General features: G+C 35.2%; 17 protein-coding genes. 1 reads left to right on the top strand and 16 read right to left on the bottom strand.

Annotation, left to right across the window (positions count from 1 at the left end; genetic code table 11):
• Positions 1-12: 12 nt before the first annotated feature.
• From ACWG0P_RS14245 to ACWG0P_RS14210, 8 genes are all read right to left on the bottom strand, one after another.
• The gene (locus ACWG0P_RS14245) at positions 13-480 is read right to left on the bottom strand and encodes a PTS sugar transporter subunit IIB (RefSeq protein WP_455792923.1); all 468 of its coding nucleotides are present in this window, start codon (positions 478-480) and stop codon (positions 13-15) included.
• The gene (locus ACWG0P_RS14240) at positions 477-1,562 is read right to left on the bottom strand and encodes a PucR family transcriptional regulator (RefSeq protein WP_455802301.1); all 1,086 of its coding nucleotides are present in this window, start codon (positions 1,560-1,562) and stop codon (positions 477-479) included. The genes ACWG0P_RS14245 and ACWG0P_RS14240 overlap by 4 nt, the downstream gene beginning before the upstream one ends.
• A gap of 147 nt (positions 1,563-1,709) precedes the next feature.
• Complete coding sequence (locus tag ACWG0P_RS14235) at positions 1,710-2,123, bottom strand: PTS sugar transporter subunit IIA (RefSeq protein WP_455792919.1); 414 nt, start codon at positions 2,121-2,123, stop codon at positions 1,710-1,712.
• Between the two features lie 8 nt (positions 2,124-2,131).
• Entirely contained in the window at positions 2,132-2,734 is a 603-nt protein-coding gene (locus ACWG0P_RS14230; protein WP_455802300.1) for an SIS domain-containing protein, read from the bottom strand.
• 10 nt (positions 2,735-2,744) lie between these two features.
• Positions 2,745-3,674 carry a phosphoglycerate dehydrogenase gene (locus tag ACWG0P_RS14225; RefSeq protein ID WP_455802299.1) on the bottom strand — a complete coding sequence of 310 codons (930 nt, stop codon included), beginning with the start codon at positions 3,672-3,674 and terminating at the stop codon, positions 2,745-2,747.
• Between the two features lie 62 nt (positions 3,675-3,736).
• Positions 3,737-4,597, bottom strand: a complete 861-nt coding sequence (locus ACWG0P_RS14220; RefSeq protein WP_455792914.1) for a PTS system mannose/fructose/sorbose family transporter subunit IID — start codon at positions 4,595-4,597, stop codon at positions 3,737-3,739.
• Positions 4,594-5,340, bottom strand: coding sequence for a PTS mannose/fructose/sorbose/N-acetylgalactosamine transporter subunit IIC (locus ACWG0P_RS14215; RefSeq protein WP_455792912.1), 747 nt, complete (start codon positions 5,338-5,340; stop codon positions 4,594-4,596). Before ACWG0P_RS14215 ends, ACWG0P_RS14220 begins: the two co-directional genes overlap by 4 nt.
• A gap of 14 nt (positions 5,341-5,354) precedes the next feature.
• Positions 5,355-5,837 (bottom strand): PTS system mannose/fructose/N-acetylgalactosamine-transporter subunit IIB, encoded by a 483-nt coding sequence (locus tag ACWG0P_RS14210; RefSeq protein ID WP_455802298.1) that lies wholly within the window; start codon positions 5,835-5,837, stop codon positions 5,355-5,357.
• Positions 5,838-6,139: 302 nt separating this feature from the next.
• Here ACWG0P_RS14210 and ACWG0P_RS14205 point away from each other — a divergent pair, with 302 nt between their 5' ends.
• On the top strand, positions 6,140-6,778 hold the full coding sequence (locus tag ACWG0P_RS14205; protein WP_455792910.1) for a ketohydroxyglutarate aldolase: 639 nt from the start codon (positions 6,140-6,142) through the stop codon (positions 6,776-6,778).
• A gap of 37 nt (positions 6,779-6,815) precedes the next feature.
• Here the strand turns inward: ACWG0P_RS14205 and ACWG0P_RS14200 are convergent, their stop codons facing one another.
• From ACWG0P_RS14200 to ACWG0P_RS14165, 8 genes are all read right to left on the bottom strand, one after another.
• Complete coding sequence (locus ACWG0P_RS14200) at positions 6,816-8,069, bottom strand: alcohol dehydrogenase catalytic domain-containing protein (RefSeq protein WP_455802297.1); 1,254 nt, start codon at positions 8,067-8,069, stop codon at positions 6,816-6,818.
• Between the two features lie 3 nt (positions 8,070-8,072).
• Positions 8,073-9,008 carry a 1-phosphofructokinase gene (gene pfkB, locus ACWG0P_RS14195; RefSeq protein ID WP_455802296.1) on the bottom strand — a complete coding sequence of 312 codons (936 nt, stop codon included), beginning with the start codon at positions 9,006-9,008 and terminating at the stop codon, positions 8,073-8,075.
• Entirely contained in the window at positions 9,005-9,757 is a 753-nt protein-coding gene (locus tag ACWG0P_RS14190; RefSeq protein WP_455802295.1) for a PTS sugar transporter subunit IIA, read from the bottom strand. Before ACWG0P_RS14190 ends, pfkB begins: the two co-directional genes overlap by 4 nt.
• Complete coding sequence (locus ACWG0P_RS14185) at positions 9,754-11,853, bottom strand: BglG family transcription antiterminator (protein ID WP_455802294.1); 2,100 nt, start codon at positions 11,851-11,853, stop codon at positions 9,754-9,756. The genes ACWG0P_RS14190 and ACWG0P_RS14185 overlap by 4 nt, the downstream gene beginning before the upstream one ends.
• Before the next feature lie 17 nt (positions 11,854-11,870).
• Positions 11,871-13,241 carry a PTS mannitol transporter subunit IICB gene (locus ACWG0P_RS14180; protein ID WP_455802293.1) on the bottom strand — a complete coding sequence of 457 codons (1,371 nt, stop codon included), beginning with the start codon at positions 13,239-13,241 and terminating at the stop codon, positions 11,871-11,873.
• 254 nt (positions 13,242-13,495) lie between these two features.
• Positions 13,496-13,798: a hypothetical protein gene (locus ACWG0P_RS14175; protein WP_455802292.1), complete on the bottom strand. Its 303-nt coding sequence runs from the start codon at positions 13,796-13,798 to the stop codon at positions 13,496-13,498.
• Between the two features lie 42 nt (positions 13,799-13,840).
• On the bottom strand, positions 13,841-15,025 hold the full coding sequence (locus ACWG0P_RS14170) for an AfsR/SARP family transcriptional regulator (protein ID WP_455802291.1): 1,185 nt from the start codon (positions 15,023-15,025) through the stop codon (positions 13,841-13,843).
• A 248-nt stretch (positions 15,026-15,273) separates the two neighbouring features.
• Positions 15,274-16,582: InlB B-repeat-containing protein (locus ACWG0P_RS14165; protein ID WP_455802290.1), on the bottom strand; the 1,309-nt coding region annotated here is incomplete at its 5' end.

Below are 16,582 nucleotides of genomic sequence, written 5' to 3'. Positions count from 1 at the left end.
TTTCCTCTTTTCTTATTTTTTAAATATAGAATAATCTTTGTTATCGAATGGGGCTGTTTGAAAAAACAGTTTGATTCCCTGTTCTTGTATATATCGAATATATCGAATCTCTTCTTCATTAAAATAATCTGACAAACTTTTCATCATCATACGACTTGCTGGATATGGCAGCTGTAGTTCGTTTGTACGAAAGCCTGCTTTTACTGCTTCATAAGCGACATTTAAATTAGAGAAGATAACCATCGCCTTAATGTGACGATCCCCTTTTATAAACTCTAAAAATTGTTCGACTGAGAAAATCTTTACGCGCATTGTTTTCGGCAAACAAAGCTGCATTACATCCGCTAGAAATGGATCATTTACATAATCAGGGTCCACGATTAAAACATTGTCCGCATCTATGAACTGATTCCAATTTAATGCCACTGTCGCATGTAATAATCGTTTATCTATTCTGGCAAGTTTTATTGTTATGCTCATGCTTCATCACCTACCTGTACTTGTTTCTGATGTTCCCCTAACGCATTGGCAATTAACGTCAGAAGAACTTTTCCTTGAAAGCTTCCTCTCACATCGATTTGAAATATCTCTTCATATTTCTTAAGCTTATAGATCAGTGTATTCTTATGTAAGAATAAATCATCTGCCGCCTGTGTTAGATTGAAATCATTGATATAAAGCTTATCGCTAATTTCAATCAATTCATTTACATCGACGTTTTTTCCCATATCCTGATAAACATCATAAATTTCTCGAATATCATGTACCAGTATCTTAGACATAAAGTATTCATATAAGTAATCTGTAAAGAATACTGGGACATTCTTGTCATAGTTTGCTTGTGAGCGAAGCCACAAACAATTTTGATAACTGACAGCGTATTGTCGTATCTTTTTTTGTATGGATCCTACAAAGAAGTAACAGTCTTGCATATCCCATTCCTGCAAACTTCTTACGTACTCTCTGATAAAGGGTTTATATTCACCAGTTGTTTTAAATGCTTCTGGTAAATCTTTAAAAATTAAAAGTGATTTACTATTAAGTAAAGAATAGATAATTTCTTTACTATCAGGTTTCATCTTGAGCCTCATCACATCTTTCAAAATAAAACCATCATTCTTTATAACATAAATAGCAACTCTTGGTTTATTGGCATCTATTTCTAATTCATCCAATAAGGATAAAACATGATTTCGATCAAAGTTCTCGCTATTTAATATGTATTTTACTAATTCGTCATCTTTTGTGACTTTTTGATTCAATGTCGTTTGGTTAATTTCATACATCAAACGTACATATAAGGACTCATTTAATAGTTTAGATACCATACCTAAGTTTTCATCTTGACCAGAAACCCACAAGTATCCAAATTCTTGTCCTTTTACAGTAATCTCATAAAACATATTGTGTACATCTGGATAGTGTACATCGACATGTCTTCCGATTTCTGCCTTATTACTACAAAGCGTTACTACCATTTTATCATTGATAAGTCCAATGGTATAGCGATTATTCTCTTGTACAACGTTTATAAACTCTTCAAACACTTCACCTATCAGCATAAATTACTCCTTTCTGAAAACAGACAATGGTTCCTCTACATGTCCATTCCAAATTATGCTTCTGGTGACACACAACGTTCGTTGTGTCCCCGCGTCACGCTTACATAGAAATTATAATTCATGGCATGAATGTTTGTCTAGCACACGTTATCCTTCCAGTTGTTTATTTGTATGAACACAGCTTTCTTTATGGGTTTGCATACTCTCTTCAATGATTTTTTCTATCGTTACATCCGCCTCATCCATATTGGCAAGTTTTAAATATAAATCAATCAAGATTGGTAAATTCAAACCTGTTAATACTTGGTAATGATATTTTTTACTCATCACCGTAAATACATTGCAAGGGGTTCCTCCGTACAAGTCTACTAGTACAATGGTAAGTCCTTCTTTCTTTGCCATGGTTTCATCTACCAATTTCATATAATCTTCAAATGAATATTCTGGCAAAAGAGAACAACACTCTACATTTTCTAACGCTCCCGCAATCATTCGTGCAGAATTTACGAGTTCTTCTCCAAATCTTCCATGTGTACCAATTACAATATTAAAGTTTTCCATAATGTCTCCTATTTTTGTAGTTCACGTATACTTTGACCCAAGCTTCCACCTGGATGCCATTTTACGTACTGATCTAAATTTAATCCTTTTTCTTCCTGCAATACTACGCTTAAGCATTGTAAGATGATAATCTCTGCTAGGATGGATGCTCTTGGAGGTTTGTTTAAGTGATCTCCTTCTTCATCTACATGTGCACATAAACATACTTCACTTGCTTTTGCGAGTGTAGATTGTTTATTCCCTGTACAACTAATAATATGAGCTCCATTCTTGATGAGGGTGTTTACAGTTGCCTCTAACTCTACTGTTTCACCACTATTACTAATCGCAATTACAACGTCTCCTGGCTTTACTTGACCACTAGAACCATGTACTGCTTCTGTTCCATGTAGTTCATAAGTACTTGTACCTGTAGAGGATAGTAAGGATGCGATATACCCTGCAACATGTCCTGGTTTCCCTATCCCTGTTACATGTACACGCCCACCTTTTTGTTCGCTATCGATAATAATCTTCGCTGCTTTCTGCACACTTTCATTGTCCAATGACGCAATACTTTTCCCTAGTTCATGTTCCATTGTTTGCAGATAGTCTTTCATACATTCTACCATATGTTCACCTCTAACCTAATAGTTGTTCCAAAATAATTTGCGTTGACATTTCACATGTACGCATTTCTGATTCAGCACTTCTTGCGGCAGTATGTGGTGTTAATAAGAAATTATCTAACGCTAGTAATTTATCATCTGCTGCAGGTGGTTCACTGCTATAAACATCAAAGCATGCACTACGTATTTCTTTGTTCACAAGAGCTTCATATAAGGCATCTTCATCTACAATTCCACCGCGTGCTGCATTTAGAATACATGCTTCTTTTTTCATCTTCTTAAATTCATTCGTGGATAACATATTACGTGTTGAATCAATCAATGGAACATGTAATGAAATATAATCACAAGTCGTCATAATTTCTTCTAAATCACATACCTTTACATTGTGTTTTTTTGCTTCTTCTGCTGGTATTTCAAATGCATCATAAGCAACGACTTCCATTCCTAATCCATTCGCAAAATCACTAAGATACTTACCAATCATTCCAAATCCAATAATCCCTAATTTCTTACCATTGATTTCTCTTCCTGTTGGCTTGTTCCAATTGTAATCTTTCACATCCCTGATGGATGTGTATAAGTTTTTAGCTTCCGCAAACATCATCGCAACCACATGCTCTGCTACAGATTTTGAATTAGAACCAACACAACGTCCTACAAAGATACCTCTTTCTTTTGCATACTCTAAATCAATGTTATCTGTACCTACGCCAAATTTACATACTGCTTTTAGATGTGGACATCCTTCCATCATGTCCTTATCCATGTTATCTACACCTACAATAATCGCATCCACTTCTTTGGCCAATTCTTTAAATTCTTCATGTGTATATGCAATTCCTGTTGCATTGTAATGTACATCCAACCCTTTTGACTTCATCAATTCTACTTGATCAAGTCCAACGTTGGCAAACCCACGAGGGGTAATCAATACTTTCATCGTTTCATTTCCTTTCGCTTTTTAAAATAGACCCAAAGTATATACAATGGGTCTTTCGTTTCTTATATAACTTTGAAGAAAGTTAATACGATCGCAATGATCATTGTGTAAATCATCAAACGAATGTATTTAGGTCCTCTCTTCGTAATGTATAAGTACATTCCCATTACAACTACGAATGGAAGCATGTTTGGTAAGATACCATTTAATATCTCTTGTAATTTCACAACGGTATTCCCACTTGTAAATTCAACGATTGTTTGTACTTTTATGTAAGATGCACTTAAACATCCAATCATAAATAGACCTACAATACTTGCGATATCAATGACTTTCTTAATAGCACCAGAGTGTAAAATTTCAAGTACAGAGTTCTTTCCTAAAGAATACCCTTTATTAAATAAGAACCAAGACCATCCAAAAGACCAAGCCATATAGATTAAACCAGGAATGAATGCCGCAATGACACTTCCTTCCAATGCCATAGGAACAAAAATAGCAAGTGGAATTGTTGCGACAATCCCTTGGTCAACACTGTCCCCAATACCAGCTAATGGTCCCATTAAACCTAATTTTAAAGACTGAATAACTTCTGGAGAAATATCTTCATGTCCTAATGCACGTTGTTCTTCTAGAGAAATGGTAATCCCATGAATTACACTTCCCCAGTCACAGTTTGTATTAAACATAGAATGATGACGAGTCATTGCATTCTGTAATTCTTCTGGATCATTTTTATAAAGCTTACGTAGGATTTTGTTCATAGAATAACCAAATGCCAATGCTTGCATACGGTCAAAACTTACTGGAACCTCTACTGCTAGAGTCCATTTCCACCATGATTTTAATAAATCACTTTTCGTAATAATTGTTTTCTTTTCTTCCACTGCATCATTTACAGTATTGTTTACGACTTCACTCATGCGATTTCCTCCTCATCATTCTGTTTGAATAAGGACACGATCATCGCAAGACATAATGCAATGACAGCACCTGTTAACATTGAGAATCCCATTACTGAGTATAGGAAGAATCCTAATACAAAGAATGGCAAGTATTTCTTTTTACCCATAACTACTAATGTTAAGGCAAACCCTAATCCTGGAAGCATATTACCAGCATTTGTTAAACCATTCATTGCCCAAGTTGGAATTACGTTGATAAAGGTTTGCACAACGCTTGAACCAAATAATGTAGCGATGAATACTGGTGTGAAATATAAGACACCATTTGTTAACCAAGGTAATACAAATGAGAATAGTGATAATTTATCGTACTGTTGTGTAGCCACGTAGTTATCTGCTTTTGTATTGTAGAATGAATTGATGGTACGACGAACGTTGTTGATCAATACGCCTAATACACCAAATGGAACTGCCAAGGCAACCGCTGCACCTGGATCTAAATTATTCATGATTGCGGCTGGAATTGCGATACATGTCGCAAGACCTTGATCACTTGGAATATTTCCACCTGCTTCGATACCGCCCATATACATTAACTGAATAGTTGCACCATATAACAATCCTGTTTGAACATCCCCAAATACTAACCCAATGAATACCCCAAGTACGACTGGTTTACGGAAGGCAAATGAGAAGAAGTAACTTGCTCGTCCCATTGAAATCCAGTAAATGAGTCCTACTAATATTGATTGAATAACCATTTCTAATCCTCCTCTTATAATTTAGCTACTGCTTTTTGTAATGTTTCTGATGGATAATCCGGAGTAGTTTGGAAGTAGATTTCAATTCCCTTAGCTTCTAATCCCAACAATACATCCGCATCTGCACGATCTAGTGTAATCGCATTGTTTACAGCTTTTCTTCCTGGTCCTCCACCAAGTCCACCAATTTGAACCTTATCTAGTTTAAGTCCAGCTTCTACCGCATTGTTTAGTTCATTAACTCCCTTGAACAATACCATAACGCGATTTTTATCAAACGCACCTTCTTGTTGTAGTTTGACTGCTTGTTCTACTGCAACGATTGTAATTTTCACTCCTTTTGGAGCGGCCATCTTAAATACCTCTTGCATAAACATATCGTTACTTAATGCTGTGTCAATTGTGACAATTTCATTGATTTGACATTGTGTGAGCCATCTTGTGATGACCTGTCCGTGAATGAGTCGAAAGTCAACTCTTGTTAGTTCTATTCCCATGTTGAATACCTCCTTACACCTAATATGATACTGTAATCGCTTTCAACTGACTATGTTCAAACAGACTAAAAAGATAGACTTGTTTTTGTTCAAGTGCACAAAGAACAAAATCCATCTATCTTATTTCTTTCTATATATTTATATATATGCGATAACTAAAGGCTTTTTATACATTTTATGGAAATCGTACAAACAAAAAAGATTTGTGTATTTGACCAAAGAACACCCTAAACTTTCGTTCATACGTCAATTGAAAAGTATCGCTTCCACTCGTATGATTAAAGCATAGGAGGATTTACATTATGAATATGAAAAAAATGAACATCACAAAACAGATGGTAGCATCTGGTGCCCTTGCAATCGTAAGAGCGGAAACAATAGAACGCGCGTGTGAAATCGCACAAGGATGTATCGATGGTGGAGTTCCCGTTATGGAAATGAGCTATACTTTAAATAATGCAGGGGATATCATTCAAGGATTAACACAACGTTTCAAAGACAAATTATGTGTAGGAGCTGGGACTGTTTTAGATAGTGAAACAGCACGCCATGCCATATTACATGGTGCACAATTTATCATCGCTCCAAACTATGATGAAGGAGTCGCAAAGATGTGCAATCGATATCAAATTCCTTATGCACCTGGATGTACTTCTTTGAGTGAATGCATTGATGCATTAAGTAGTGGAGCAGCCTTCGTAAAAGCATTCCCTATCTCTGATTTCTATGGTCCAAAATTGGTGAAAGTATTCAAAACACCGATTCCAGATATGCCAATTCTTGCGAGTGGTGGAATCACGTTAGATAACCTTACTACATGGTTGGAAAATGGTGTAGATCTTTGTGGTTTTGGTGGTTTATTAACCAAAGGAACAAGCGAAGAAATCGCTGCTAACGCAAAAAAAATTCACGATATTATTCAAGCATATCGAACAAAGTAAAAGAACGATGACAGCACTAAGCCGTCATCGTTTTTATCTATTTAGTAAAATGTTCTAACAACATTTTTTCAGCTTCTACACTCCACAAACCTTTGTTCTTTTTACAAACTGCATCAAGTTCTTTAAAGAATGGATCACGTTCTCCCATTTTTCCAAAATCATCAATCGCAGTCATTGGCATTTCAATGTGTGTATATACAAGTTTTTTACCACCAGGTACATCAGGTAAGTTCTTTGTAGTCTCTACTACAGAATCCAAACCACCAATATGGGTAATCATAACAGCTGATTGAATCATACCCTTAGCTTCTTTTTCAATCGCTTCTTTCATATCATCGATTGTTCCACCTGTAGAACCAATCACTTTACTTCTTGAATAGTGTGAGTCGTATAAGTTGATCATGGCAGAGAATTTTGGATCAGTAGGACCTGCAAATAGGTTCATACATCCATCGTATGCCATCAATTTATTTCCCATTTCACATACCGCTACATTTGGAATATATATAAATACATCATCGTATCCTTTTCCATCTGTAATTGCCATTAATTCTTCCACTGGATCTTTCATATTTGCCGTATTCACATACAGCAATTCTACTCCATGTGCGCGTGCTTCTTCTTCAGAAATCACTTCGCGAGCTCTTTCAATACGAGCATCATTTACTTCTGTAACCACGATACGTTTAGGTTTATTTTCATACGTTAATCCATAACTGATTGCCCCTAATCCCATTGGTCCACATCCACCAAGAATGATGATATTACCATCCGTTTTTGTCCCCATGATGTGTTGGTATTCACCAGGTACGGTATGATAATTGGTATGATATCCACCAATTACACAACTCACTGGTTCTGCCACACTACTTGCGAAATATCCTTCTCCATCAAATGTCCATAAACATCCTGCCTCAATGATATCATTTGGAAATATACAATACGTTGTATCTCCACCACACCACTGATAACTATATCCTGGAGATTCCATTTGTCCTGGTATGGCTGGTTGTTGCGCAAACTTTTGTCCTACTTTGAATTGATGTTGCCATTTTTTTCCTACTTCAACGATATCTCCTGCAAATTCATGTCCAATAATGATTGGGTTATCATAGACATCGTTTGGAACACGTTTATGGTTCGCACCTTGTTTTACCGTTTTCCAAGTTGACATACAAATACTATCAGAAACAACTTTTACAAGTATTTCATCATCTTTAATCTGTGGTAATTCAAATTCATCTAAACGAATATCATCTACTCCATATAATCGAACTGCCTTTGTTTTCATATCCTAGTCCTCTACTTTCGTAATTTGTACTTGTTTCATTAAATTTTCTACAACTTCTTTACTTGCTGGATTGGTTCCTTCTGTCATAACTGCACCTGCACTTGTCGCAACCGCAAGACGAATCAAATCTTCTAGTGCATATCCTTGTTCACTTGCATATGCAATCGCCGCAACCATCGCATCCCCTGCACCTACTGAAGAATGTGCTTGAATGCTTAATGCATTTGCTAGATACACCCCATCTTTACTAAGGAAGATGCTTCCTTCTCCTCCCATAGATACTACAACGAGTTTGGTTTCTTCATTTAATAAACCCTTTGCTTTTTGAATAATATCTTGATTGGTAAAGTTTTTATCCATTCCAAAATGAAGTGCTAATTCATATTTGTTCGGTTTTATAATCATCGGATGTGCTTGAATGCCTTCCTTAAACAATTCTCCATCCGCATCCAATATAACACTCGCTTTTTTTTCTTTAATCTTGTAAATCATATCTCGATAGATGCTTTTTTCAACACCTGGTGAAACGTTCCCTGATAAAACAACCAACGTAGTTTCATCGCATAGTGATAAAATCTTATCCATCAATGCTTGTATTTGTTCTCCTTGTATATAAGGTCCCGCTTCATTTAATTCTGTTAATTCACGTTGATCATCTAAGACTTTTAAATTCGTTCTTGTGGCACCTTCCACCCATACAAAGTCGCTTTCAATTTGCATATCCTGTAAGATACTTTGAATATATTCTCCACTATTTCCTGCTAGAAAGCCTGTACATAACGTCTTACCACCCAATGCTTGAATGGTCTTAGAAACATTAACACCTTTTCCACCCGCATCCATTCGTACATTACATAAACGATTCAATCCACCCACATGTAAGGTATCTACTTCGGCTGTTTTATCGATTGCTGGATTAAACGTTACCGTAATAATCATGCGCCATCACCTCTTGTTAAGATATCATAGATTGTATTGACATCCCCAGCTACAACTTTTTCCACTTCTTCCATATCTCCAAGTTTATCCGCTATGTTAGAAAGGATTTCCATATGTTCATCATTATTCGCAGCGATTCCAATCACAACACGAACAGTTCCTTCTGCCCATTTGATTCCTTCTGGATAAATCATAACTGCAATACCAGTCTTTTTCACACAGTCTTTTACTTCATATTCACCATGCGGAATCGCAATATCATTGCCAATATACACAGTTAAATCATGATCACGATTTAACATACCTTGGATATACCCTTCACTCACATAACCTGTTTTTACCAATACGTTTCCCATCGCCACAATGGCTTCATCACTATTTTCAGCCTTGCAGTTTAATAAGATATTTTCTTTTTCTAAAATTTTATTTTTTTCTTTTTTCGTAAACAACATGATTTCCTTCACGATCCTTTCATAACTTGCCTCATCCATGAATCCATCCAATTCCATATAGATTACATTCGGATAGCGTTTTTTTATTTGTGATGCGAAATTGCTGTGGGATATAATCATATCCACATCCTTCGGGAGTTCTTCTATCGCACAATTTCTAATGCGTAAATCACACCCTACTTTCTTTAACTTCTTTTGTAAAATACCTGCGCACATAGCGCTAGAACCCATTCCCGCATCACATACAAAATAGATGCTCATGGATGGAGTTTGTGTATCATGACGTTTCAGTTTCATAAAGTATCCTCCAAACATTCCATCAGATACTCTTTTAGAATAGAGCTGATTTCCATTAGGATTTCCTCTTGTTTTCTACCCAGCACGGCTTCATAGAAACTATCATGATCAATCAATCCTCTAGAAATAACGGATAATATTTTTTGTTGTTGTATATCTTTTTTCTTATTTGCCAACAACACCATGATAAACTTCATCTTTGAAAAGTCATCACTCGTAAATACTTCTTTATTTGGATAATAGAAATGTAAGGCGCTTTTTTCTACTCCATCACTTAACGTGTGGAATAGTGTAAATCCGAAATCTTCCATGACTACTTTTCCAAGTTTTTCTCGCTCTAAGATGTCCGTTTGTATTTGTTGTATCTGTTGTGTCTGTTCTCCATGATCCTTAGCAATCCTTAAAATCATTTCCTCATAAGAGATTGTTTCATCGATAGAAGAACACTGTGTATGCTTCATCAATTGTAAGATACCTTCACTTAAGTTCTTTATATAAGTAACTTGTTCTATGAAACTTGTATCACTACCCTCAAGTATAGGTTGTATTTCACTTTGTAATTGTTCAAATGCTTTCTTTAGACGTTGTACATCTTCACCATTTAATAGAGGAGATACACAATACACATCTACACTTGTATTTGTTAATGGAAATGTTGATACTAATAATTCACAGTCTTGGTATTGATTCTTTACAACTTCATCCATGGAGAGTACATGCATATGAACTCCTTTTGGGAATGCTTTTTGGATACGAGCAGATAACATTGCGGAAACACCAATTCCACTCGCGCACACAACGCCAATTGTAATATCCCTTGTATGTTGTACACTTTGTCTTGTTCGCTCAAGAGAAGCCCCTACATGCATTGTAATGAAGGCTACTTCATCTTCACTCACCTCACATTGATATTGTGTTGTGATATGTTCACATGCATTTCTTGTCTGTTCATATAAAGCGCTGTACATTTCCTTAATTTGATCCAACAATGGATTATATATTGGAAGATGATTCTTCAATCGAATAATAGTTGGTTCTAAATGCGTTAATAATCCTCGATAGAATTCTTCATCTTGTAAAAGCTGAATACGAATCTCTTCATCATAGCTTTTCAACATGTTCAAAATCAATTGATGAATTTTTTCTACTTCTTCTTGTTGTACATCGCTATATTCCACACTGGATATCTTAGATCCTTTGATATGAAGAGCAATGAAGGCAATCTCTGTTTTTGGAATATCAATATCGAATTCTAATTCTAAATACTGTGCCATCTTCTGTGCTTGTAGAAAACTTGCGTCTTCTTGAACCATGGCAAGTACTGCCTCATTATCCATGATTTCCTCTTTTTTGATAATACGATCGATAGCAATCACCAAATGTATAATTAGCCCAATATAAGAAGCTTGTGCATAACGATCAAGTGCTAATTCATGTCGATAGGTTTGAAATACTTGTAAAATTCGTTCGAGTATTTCCTGGTTTAATAAGCGCATGATACTTTGTTGGTCATCTTTCATAAATATTTGTAGTAAGTCTTTGGAATCTAAATAATTCACCTCATCATAGACTTTACTTTTCTGAAGGGTTTCATGTAGCAGCGATGTCATTGCTTTTCGTACATCGCTTTCTTTACCAACAACCTCTACCCCTAAACCAGGTTTTCTACTCAATACTAGTTGATGTTCATCAAACCATTTCTCAACGTTGTCCAAATCATTAGAAATGGTTGCCTCTGATACTTGAAATAGATTTGCATAATGTAATAATTTTGTTAAAGTATCACTTCTTAATAATTCGAATATTAGTAGATGTTGACGTTCTTCTTTGTTGATGTATTCGATCCCTTGAATTTGTAATTCTAATAGTAATGCATCTTTCATCTCTTCACTGCCTTCTACATGAAGTCCTTTTCCACTCACATTTTCAAGGCGTAAATGATAACTCTTTAAATCTTGATCTATATCTTTTAACTCTCTAAAAATTGTACGTTTACTTATTTTCATGAGTTGTGCCATATCTTCCAATGGGACATACTCCTCCCTATGTGTTAAACAATGATGGAGTATTTTTTTCAGTCTTGAGGAATAGATCATGGCACTTCTCCTTTATTTTATGATTTTGTTAATTGGGCAACGATTTCATCATATTCACTACCACCCATAAAGTTTGTAATCGGGAATATGATTGCGTTTGGACAATGTGTCTTAGCACGGTCCACTAATGATTTGTGTGTTACGATGACTTCTGTATCTTTTGGTACATCATCCAATGCATAATGTTGTACATGAATATCTAGTCCTGCATTTTTCAATTTCTTTGTTAAGGTCGTAGCCCCCATAGCACTAGATCCCATACCAGCATCACATGCGAATACAACTTTTGAAAGAGAAACAGCTGTTTCTAATACACCCTTCGCATCACTTTTCATCATTTGTACTGCATTGCTTGCATTTTCAAGTGCTTTATCATCTTCACTTTGGCGAGTGAATTTTAAAATTACCATCGCTACTAAGAAGGATACTACACAAGATACTACAACACTTAGGATAACTCCTACATAACTATCTTTTGCACACATTCCTAAGACGGCAATAATACTTCCTGGTGATGCAGCAGATACAAGTCCTGATCCCATAACTGTATTAACAAACACCCCAGACATACCACCAGCAATCACTGCAAGTAACGTAAGTGGATTCATTAACACATATGGGAAATAGATTTCATGTATACCACCTAAGAAATGGATAAATACAGCTCCTGGTGCAGAACTTCTTGCGGCACCTTTTCCAAATACACAATACGCTAACAACAATCCTAAACCAGGTCCTGGGTTGGCTTCAATTAGGAAGAAGATAGACTTACCAGCTTCCGCAACTTGATCCATTCCAAGTGGTGTAAATACACCGTGGTTGATTGCATTATTTAAGAATAATATTTTCGCAGGTTCTACAAGAACACTGGTTAATGGTAACAAGCTTCTCTCTACTAAGAAATCTACACATGTTACCATAACATCTTTGATACCTAAGCAAATTGGTTCAATCGCAAAGCAACCAAAGATTGCCAAAAGTGCAGTTAGTATACCAGCAGAGAAGTTATTGATTAACATTTCAAATCCTGCTGGAATATGTCCTTCTAGAACACCATCTAATTTTTTAATAAGATATCCACCAAGAGGTCCCATAATCATTGCTCCAATAAACATTGGATCTTCTGTACCAGCTAAGACTCCCATAGTCGCCGCAGCCCCTACAATACCACCTCTTGTATCATAAATCATTTTACCACCACTATACGCAATTAGTGTTGGAAGTAAGAATCTTTGCATCGGTCCAACAATCCCAGCCAATTTCTCATTTGGTAACCAACCACTTTCAATAAACAACATCGTAATGATACCCCAAGCGATGAAGACTGAAATATTTGGCATTACCATTCCACTTAGGAATCGCCCAAATCTTTGTACTTTTTCTTTCATAATACTTATCCCTTCTTTCTGTAAACATCTCTTTACACTTTCAGTATAATTTCGTGCAGAAAGAAATACAACAAAATGAAATTCATGTTTGTCAGTATGCCTTGTGACATATTTTAATAGCTCTTTATTTTTAATGTATATCATCATTATATATGATTTTTAACGTTATCAAAAGCCTTTCTATAAAGATACAAAAAAGAAATCAAAACAATGTTCGATTTCCTTATTACGTATAAATAATTCTACTTAGTTAACTAACACATAGGAATTATGGAAGTATCTATTTTTAACGTATGTTCAAAAAACTTCCAAATCATCGATGTCTTTTGATTGATGATGGTACAAAAGAAGCGATGATGAATACCCGGATGAAAAATCAAAGGAATAAAAGTAGGTTGAGTAATCGCAACTCCATTTTGTAAATAAAGATACGTGTCATCTTCATTAATTGTAATGGTTTTGTTTTTAAGATTATCATATCCCCAATAAATAGAATATGATCCATCAGGATTTCTTGTTATCTCATCTAAGAAAATTTTTATATTTGTAGTTTTCATAGTTTTCCTCTTTTCCATCGATAAAGCTAGAAAGCTTCAAGATTATGCAACGAATTCTTCTTCGTTAAAATCCATAATAGGAGAAATAAAGTAATGCAAACGTACTTCTTTTTCATTTGTGTTCTTATAAAACTTAGAAGTAATTCTTTGAATTACCATATACCCATTATCTACTGTTTCACATGGCAACAAGGCAATCACTTGTGTACGATTGATCTTTGAGAACACATCTCCACTTCTTAAACATCCAGTCATAATCTTTTTCAATTTTGCGATAAACTGCTCTTGTCGTTTATCACTCTCTTTTGAATCCAATTGGAATAGTAACAAAAATATCTCTTTGTTGTCTCGTCTAGCATTATTCAACGACACTTTATAGATATATTTAAACGTATCATAATCGCAATACATAGCCGATGGTTTGGTAGATATAGAGTTTAATCTCTTTTTTAACCCTACTACATCGATGACATTCTCATCTCTACTAGTAATCACACGATACATCGACTTTAAATGTATGGAAGGAGAATGACCTAATTCTCGTTCATACAATTCACTTATGTGCTGATACAATTCCATTGCCTTATTAAACTCTTTTAAATTCATGAATGCTTTCATTTGATAAATATAGGCATCATCATAGAATTCATCCATCTGTATTGCTTTCTCTATGATTGGTAAGAGTTCTTGTCCCCGATTTGTATCTATGTACTCTTCACAAATCAAAATAAATGCTTTTTCATATATGTTATGATAATATGCACGAACCTGTGTACTCCAATTTGCGGCATCCGATACAAAGAAACGTTCTTTATATAAAGACAAAATCTTCTCTGCGTATGAAACACTTTCTTTCTTTGAAATATTTTGATCTAACATACGAGCATAGTATTCATCTGCACACTTATAATCACTCACTAGCTCAAAACCATCCGCAAACTTATATCCATTTTTTATAGTGGTGATTAAATTCATCCCCTGAAAGCATTCAATTTCACCAAGTGTCATACGCAAGCGAAATATTGTTTGTTTAAGCGAATTTAATGGATTGGATGCATCTTGCCATAATTCATCAATGAGTTCTTCTTTTGATATACACGTGTTGTTGTATACTAGTAATTGAAGTAAACCACACATTTTTCGTGTCATGATTTTATCAAATGCGATTTCTTGTTGATTGAATGTTAAGGTAAATTCCTTAAACATACTGACTTTTATCTGACTCATATTATACACCTACTTCTTGTGAGTTACACTTTACCAGAAGTGTAACCCTACTCATATGTACATGTATTATAACAAATATAAGACTTATTGCGTAGTTTATATCCCAAAAATCATAAATCTCATCCATGAAATGGATATTTTCATTCAAAATTATACAAATTTCAAAGATATCCTTATGATAAACAAAAAGTAGATACCAGATGTTTGTATTGATACCTACTTTTGTATACTACTAATTCAATTAAGAATTATGCTTGTGCTGTAGCTTTTTCGTCATTATCTTCCTTTTTCCATTTTTTTGCAATTACTAATACAACTACTTGAACTAGTAGGATAGCAGCCATGAGAAGTGTCCATTTATCTACTAAAATCATAGGAAGGAAAATATTCTCTGTAAGTATAAATGCGATTACGGAACTTAACGCAACAACTGCACCTGCGATCATTGTCCATTTTCTACGTTTATAAGCTATAGTTTCATCTTCATTCTCATCCTCTTCTTCTTTTTTACGTTTTCCAAGAACGATGAAGATTACAAATAAGACTGTTAGAATACTGCAAATCAAGTTAATCAATGCCCAAGATGCGCTACTTTTTGCTTTTGGCGTATCATTGTCATCAACCTTTACTTCCGGAGTATCGTTATCTGGTACAACGATTTCTGGTTCTTGAGGTGCTGGGTTTGGTTGCACTGGCTGTACTGGTTGTACAGGTGCTGGAGGTGTAACTACTGGATCTGTCCTAACGATTGGTGCAATCGGTGGAATTGGTGTAGTTGGTACGCCTGGTTGATTTGGAGTATCTGGTGTTACTGGTGTATCTGTATCCTCTACTTCCCAAAGAGCAGTGATAGTTAAATCATTAGTTACATTCGTAAATTCTAAATCCCAACCTATAAATGTATATCCAGCTCTTTCAGGATCTGTAGGCGCTATTGCATCTTTTCCCTCATATACGCTTTGAGTATCTAATACCGTTCCTAAACCATTAACGAAAGTTACTGTATATTTCGTGTTTTCACTCCATTGTGCCACTAGCGTAATTTCTCCACCGTCTGTAGCAGTTAAGTTCATTACTTCTTCTTCATCAGTGTATGTAGTACCTTTGTATGTCCAACCTGTGAATGTATAATTTTCTTTTACGAACGCATTCTTAGTAAGTATTTGTTCTTGATTATATACAAATCCCTGATCTGCCATAGTACCACTGTCTTCACCATTTCCATCAAACTTAACAGTGTATGCATTTGCTTCAAGTACTGCATTTACTATTAAATCTTTAGTTACATTCGTGAAATCTTTGTCCCAACCTGTAAATGTGTATCCTTCTTTTTCAGGATTAGCAGGTGCTGTTGCATCTTTTCCTACATATACAGTTTCTTCTTTCAAATCTGCTCCAAATCCATCCGTGAATGTTACATTAAATTTATCGTTTTCTTTCCATTGTGCAACTAATGTAGCTTCTCCACCATGAGTAGCGATTAAGTTTTTCACTTTTTCTTCATCCGTGTATGTAGTTCCATTGTATAACCATCCAGTAAAAGTATGGTTTTCTTTA

It is taken from the genome of Amedibacillus sp. YH-ame6, from assembly GCF_053848845.1.
This window is presented reverse-complemented; position numbering and strand designations above follow the sequence as displayed.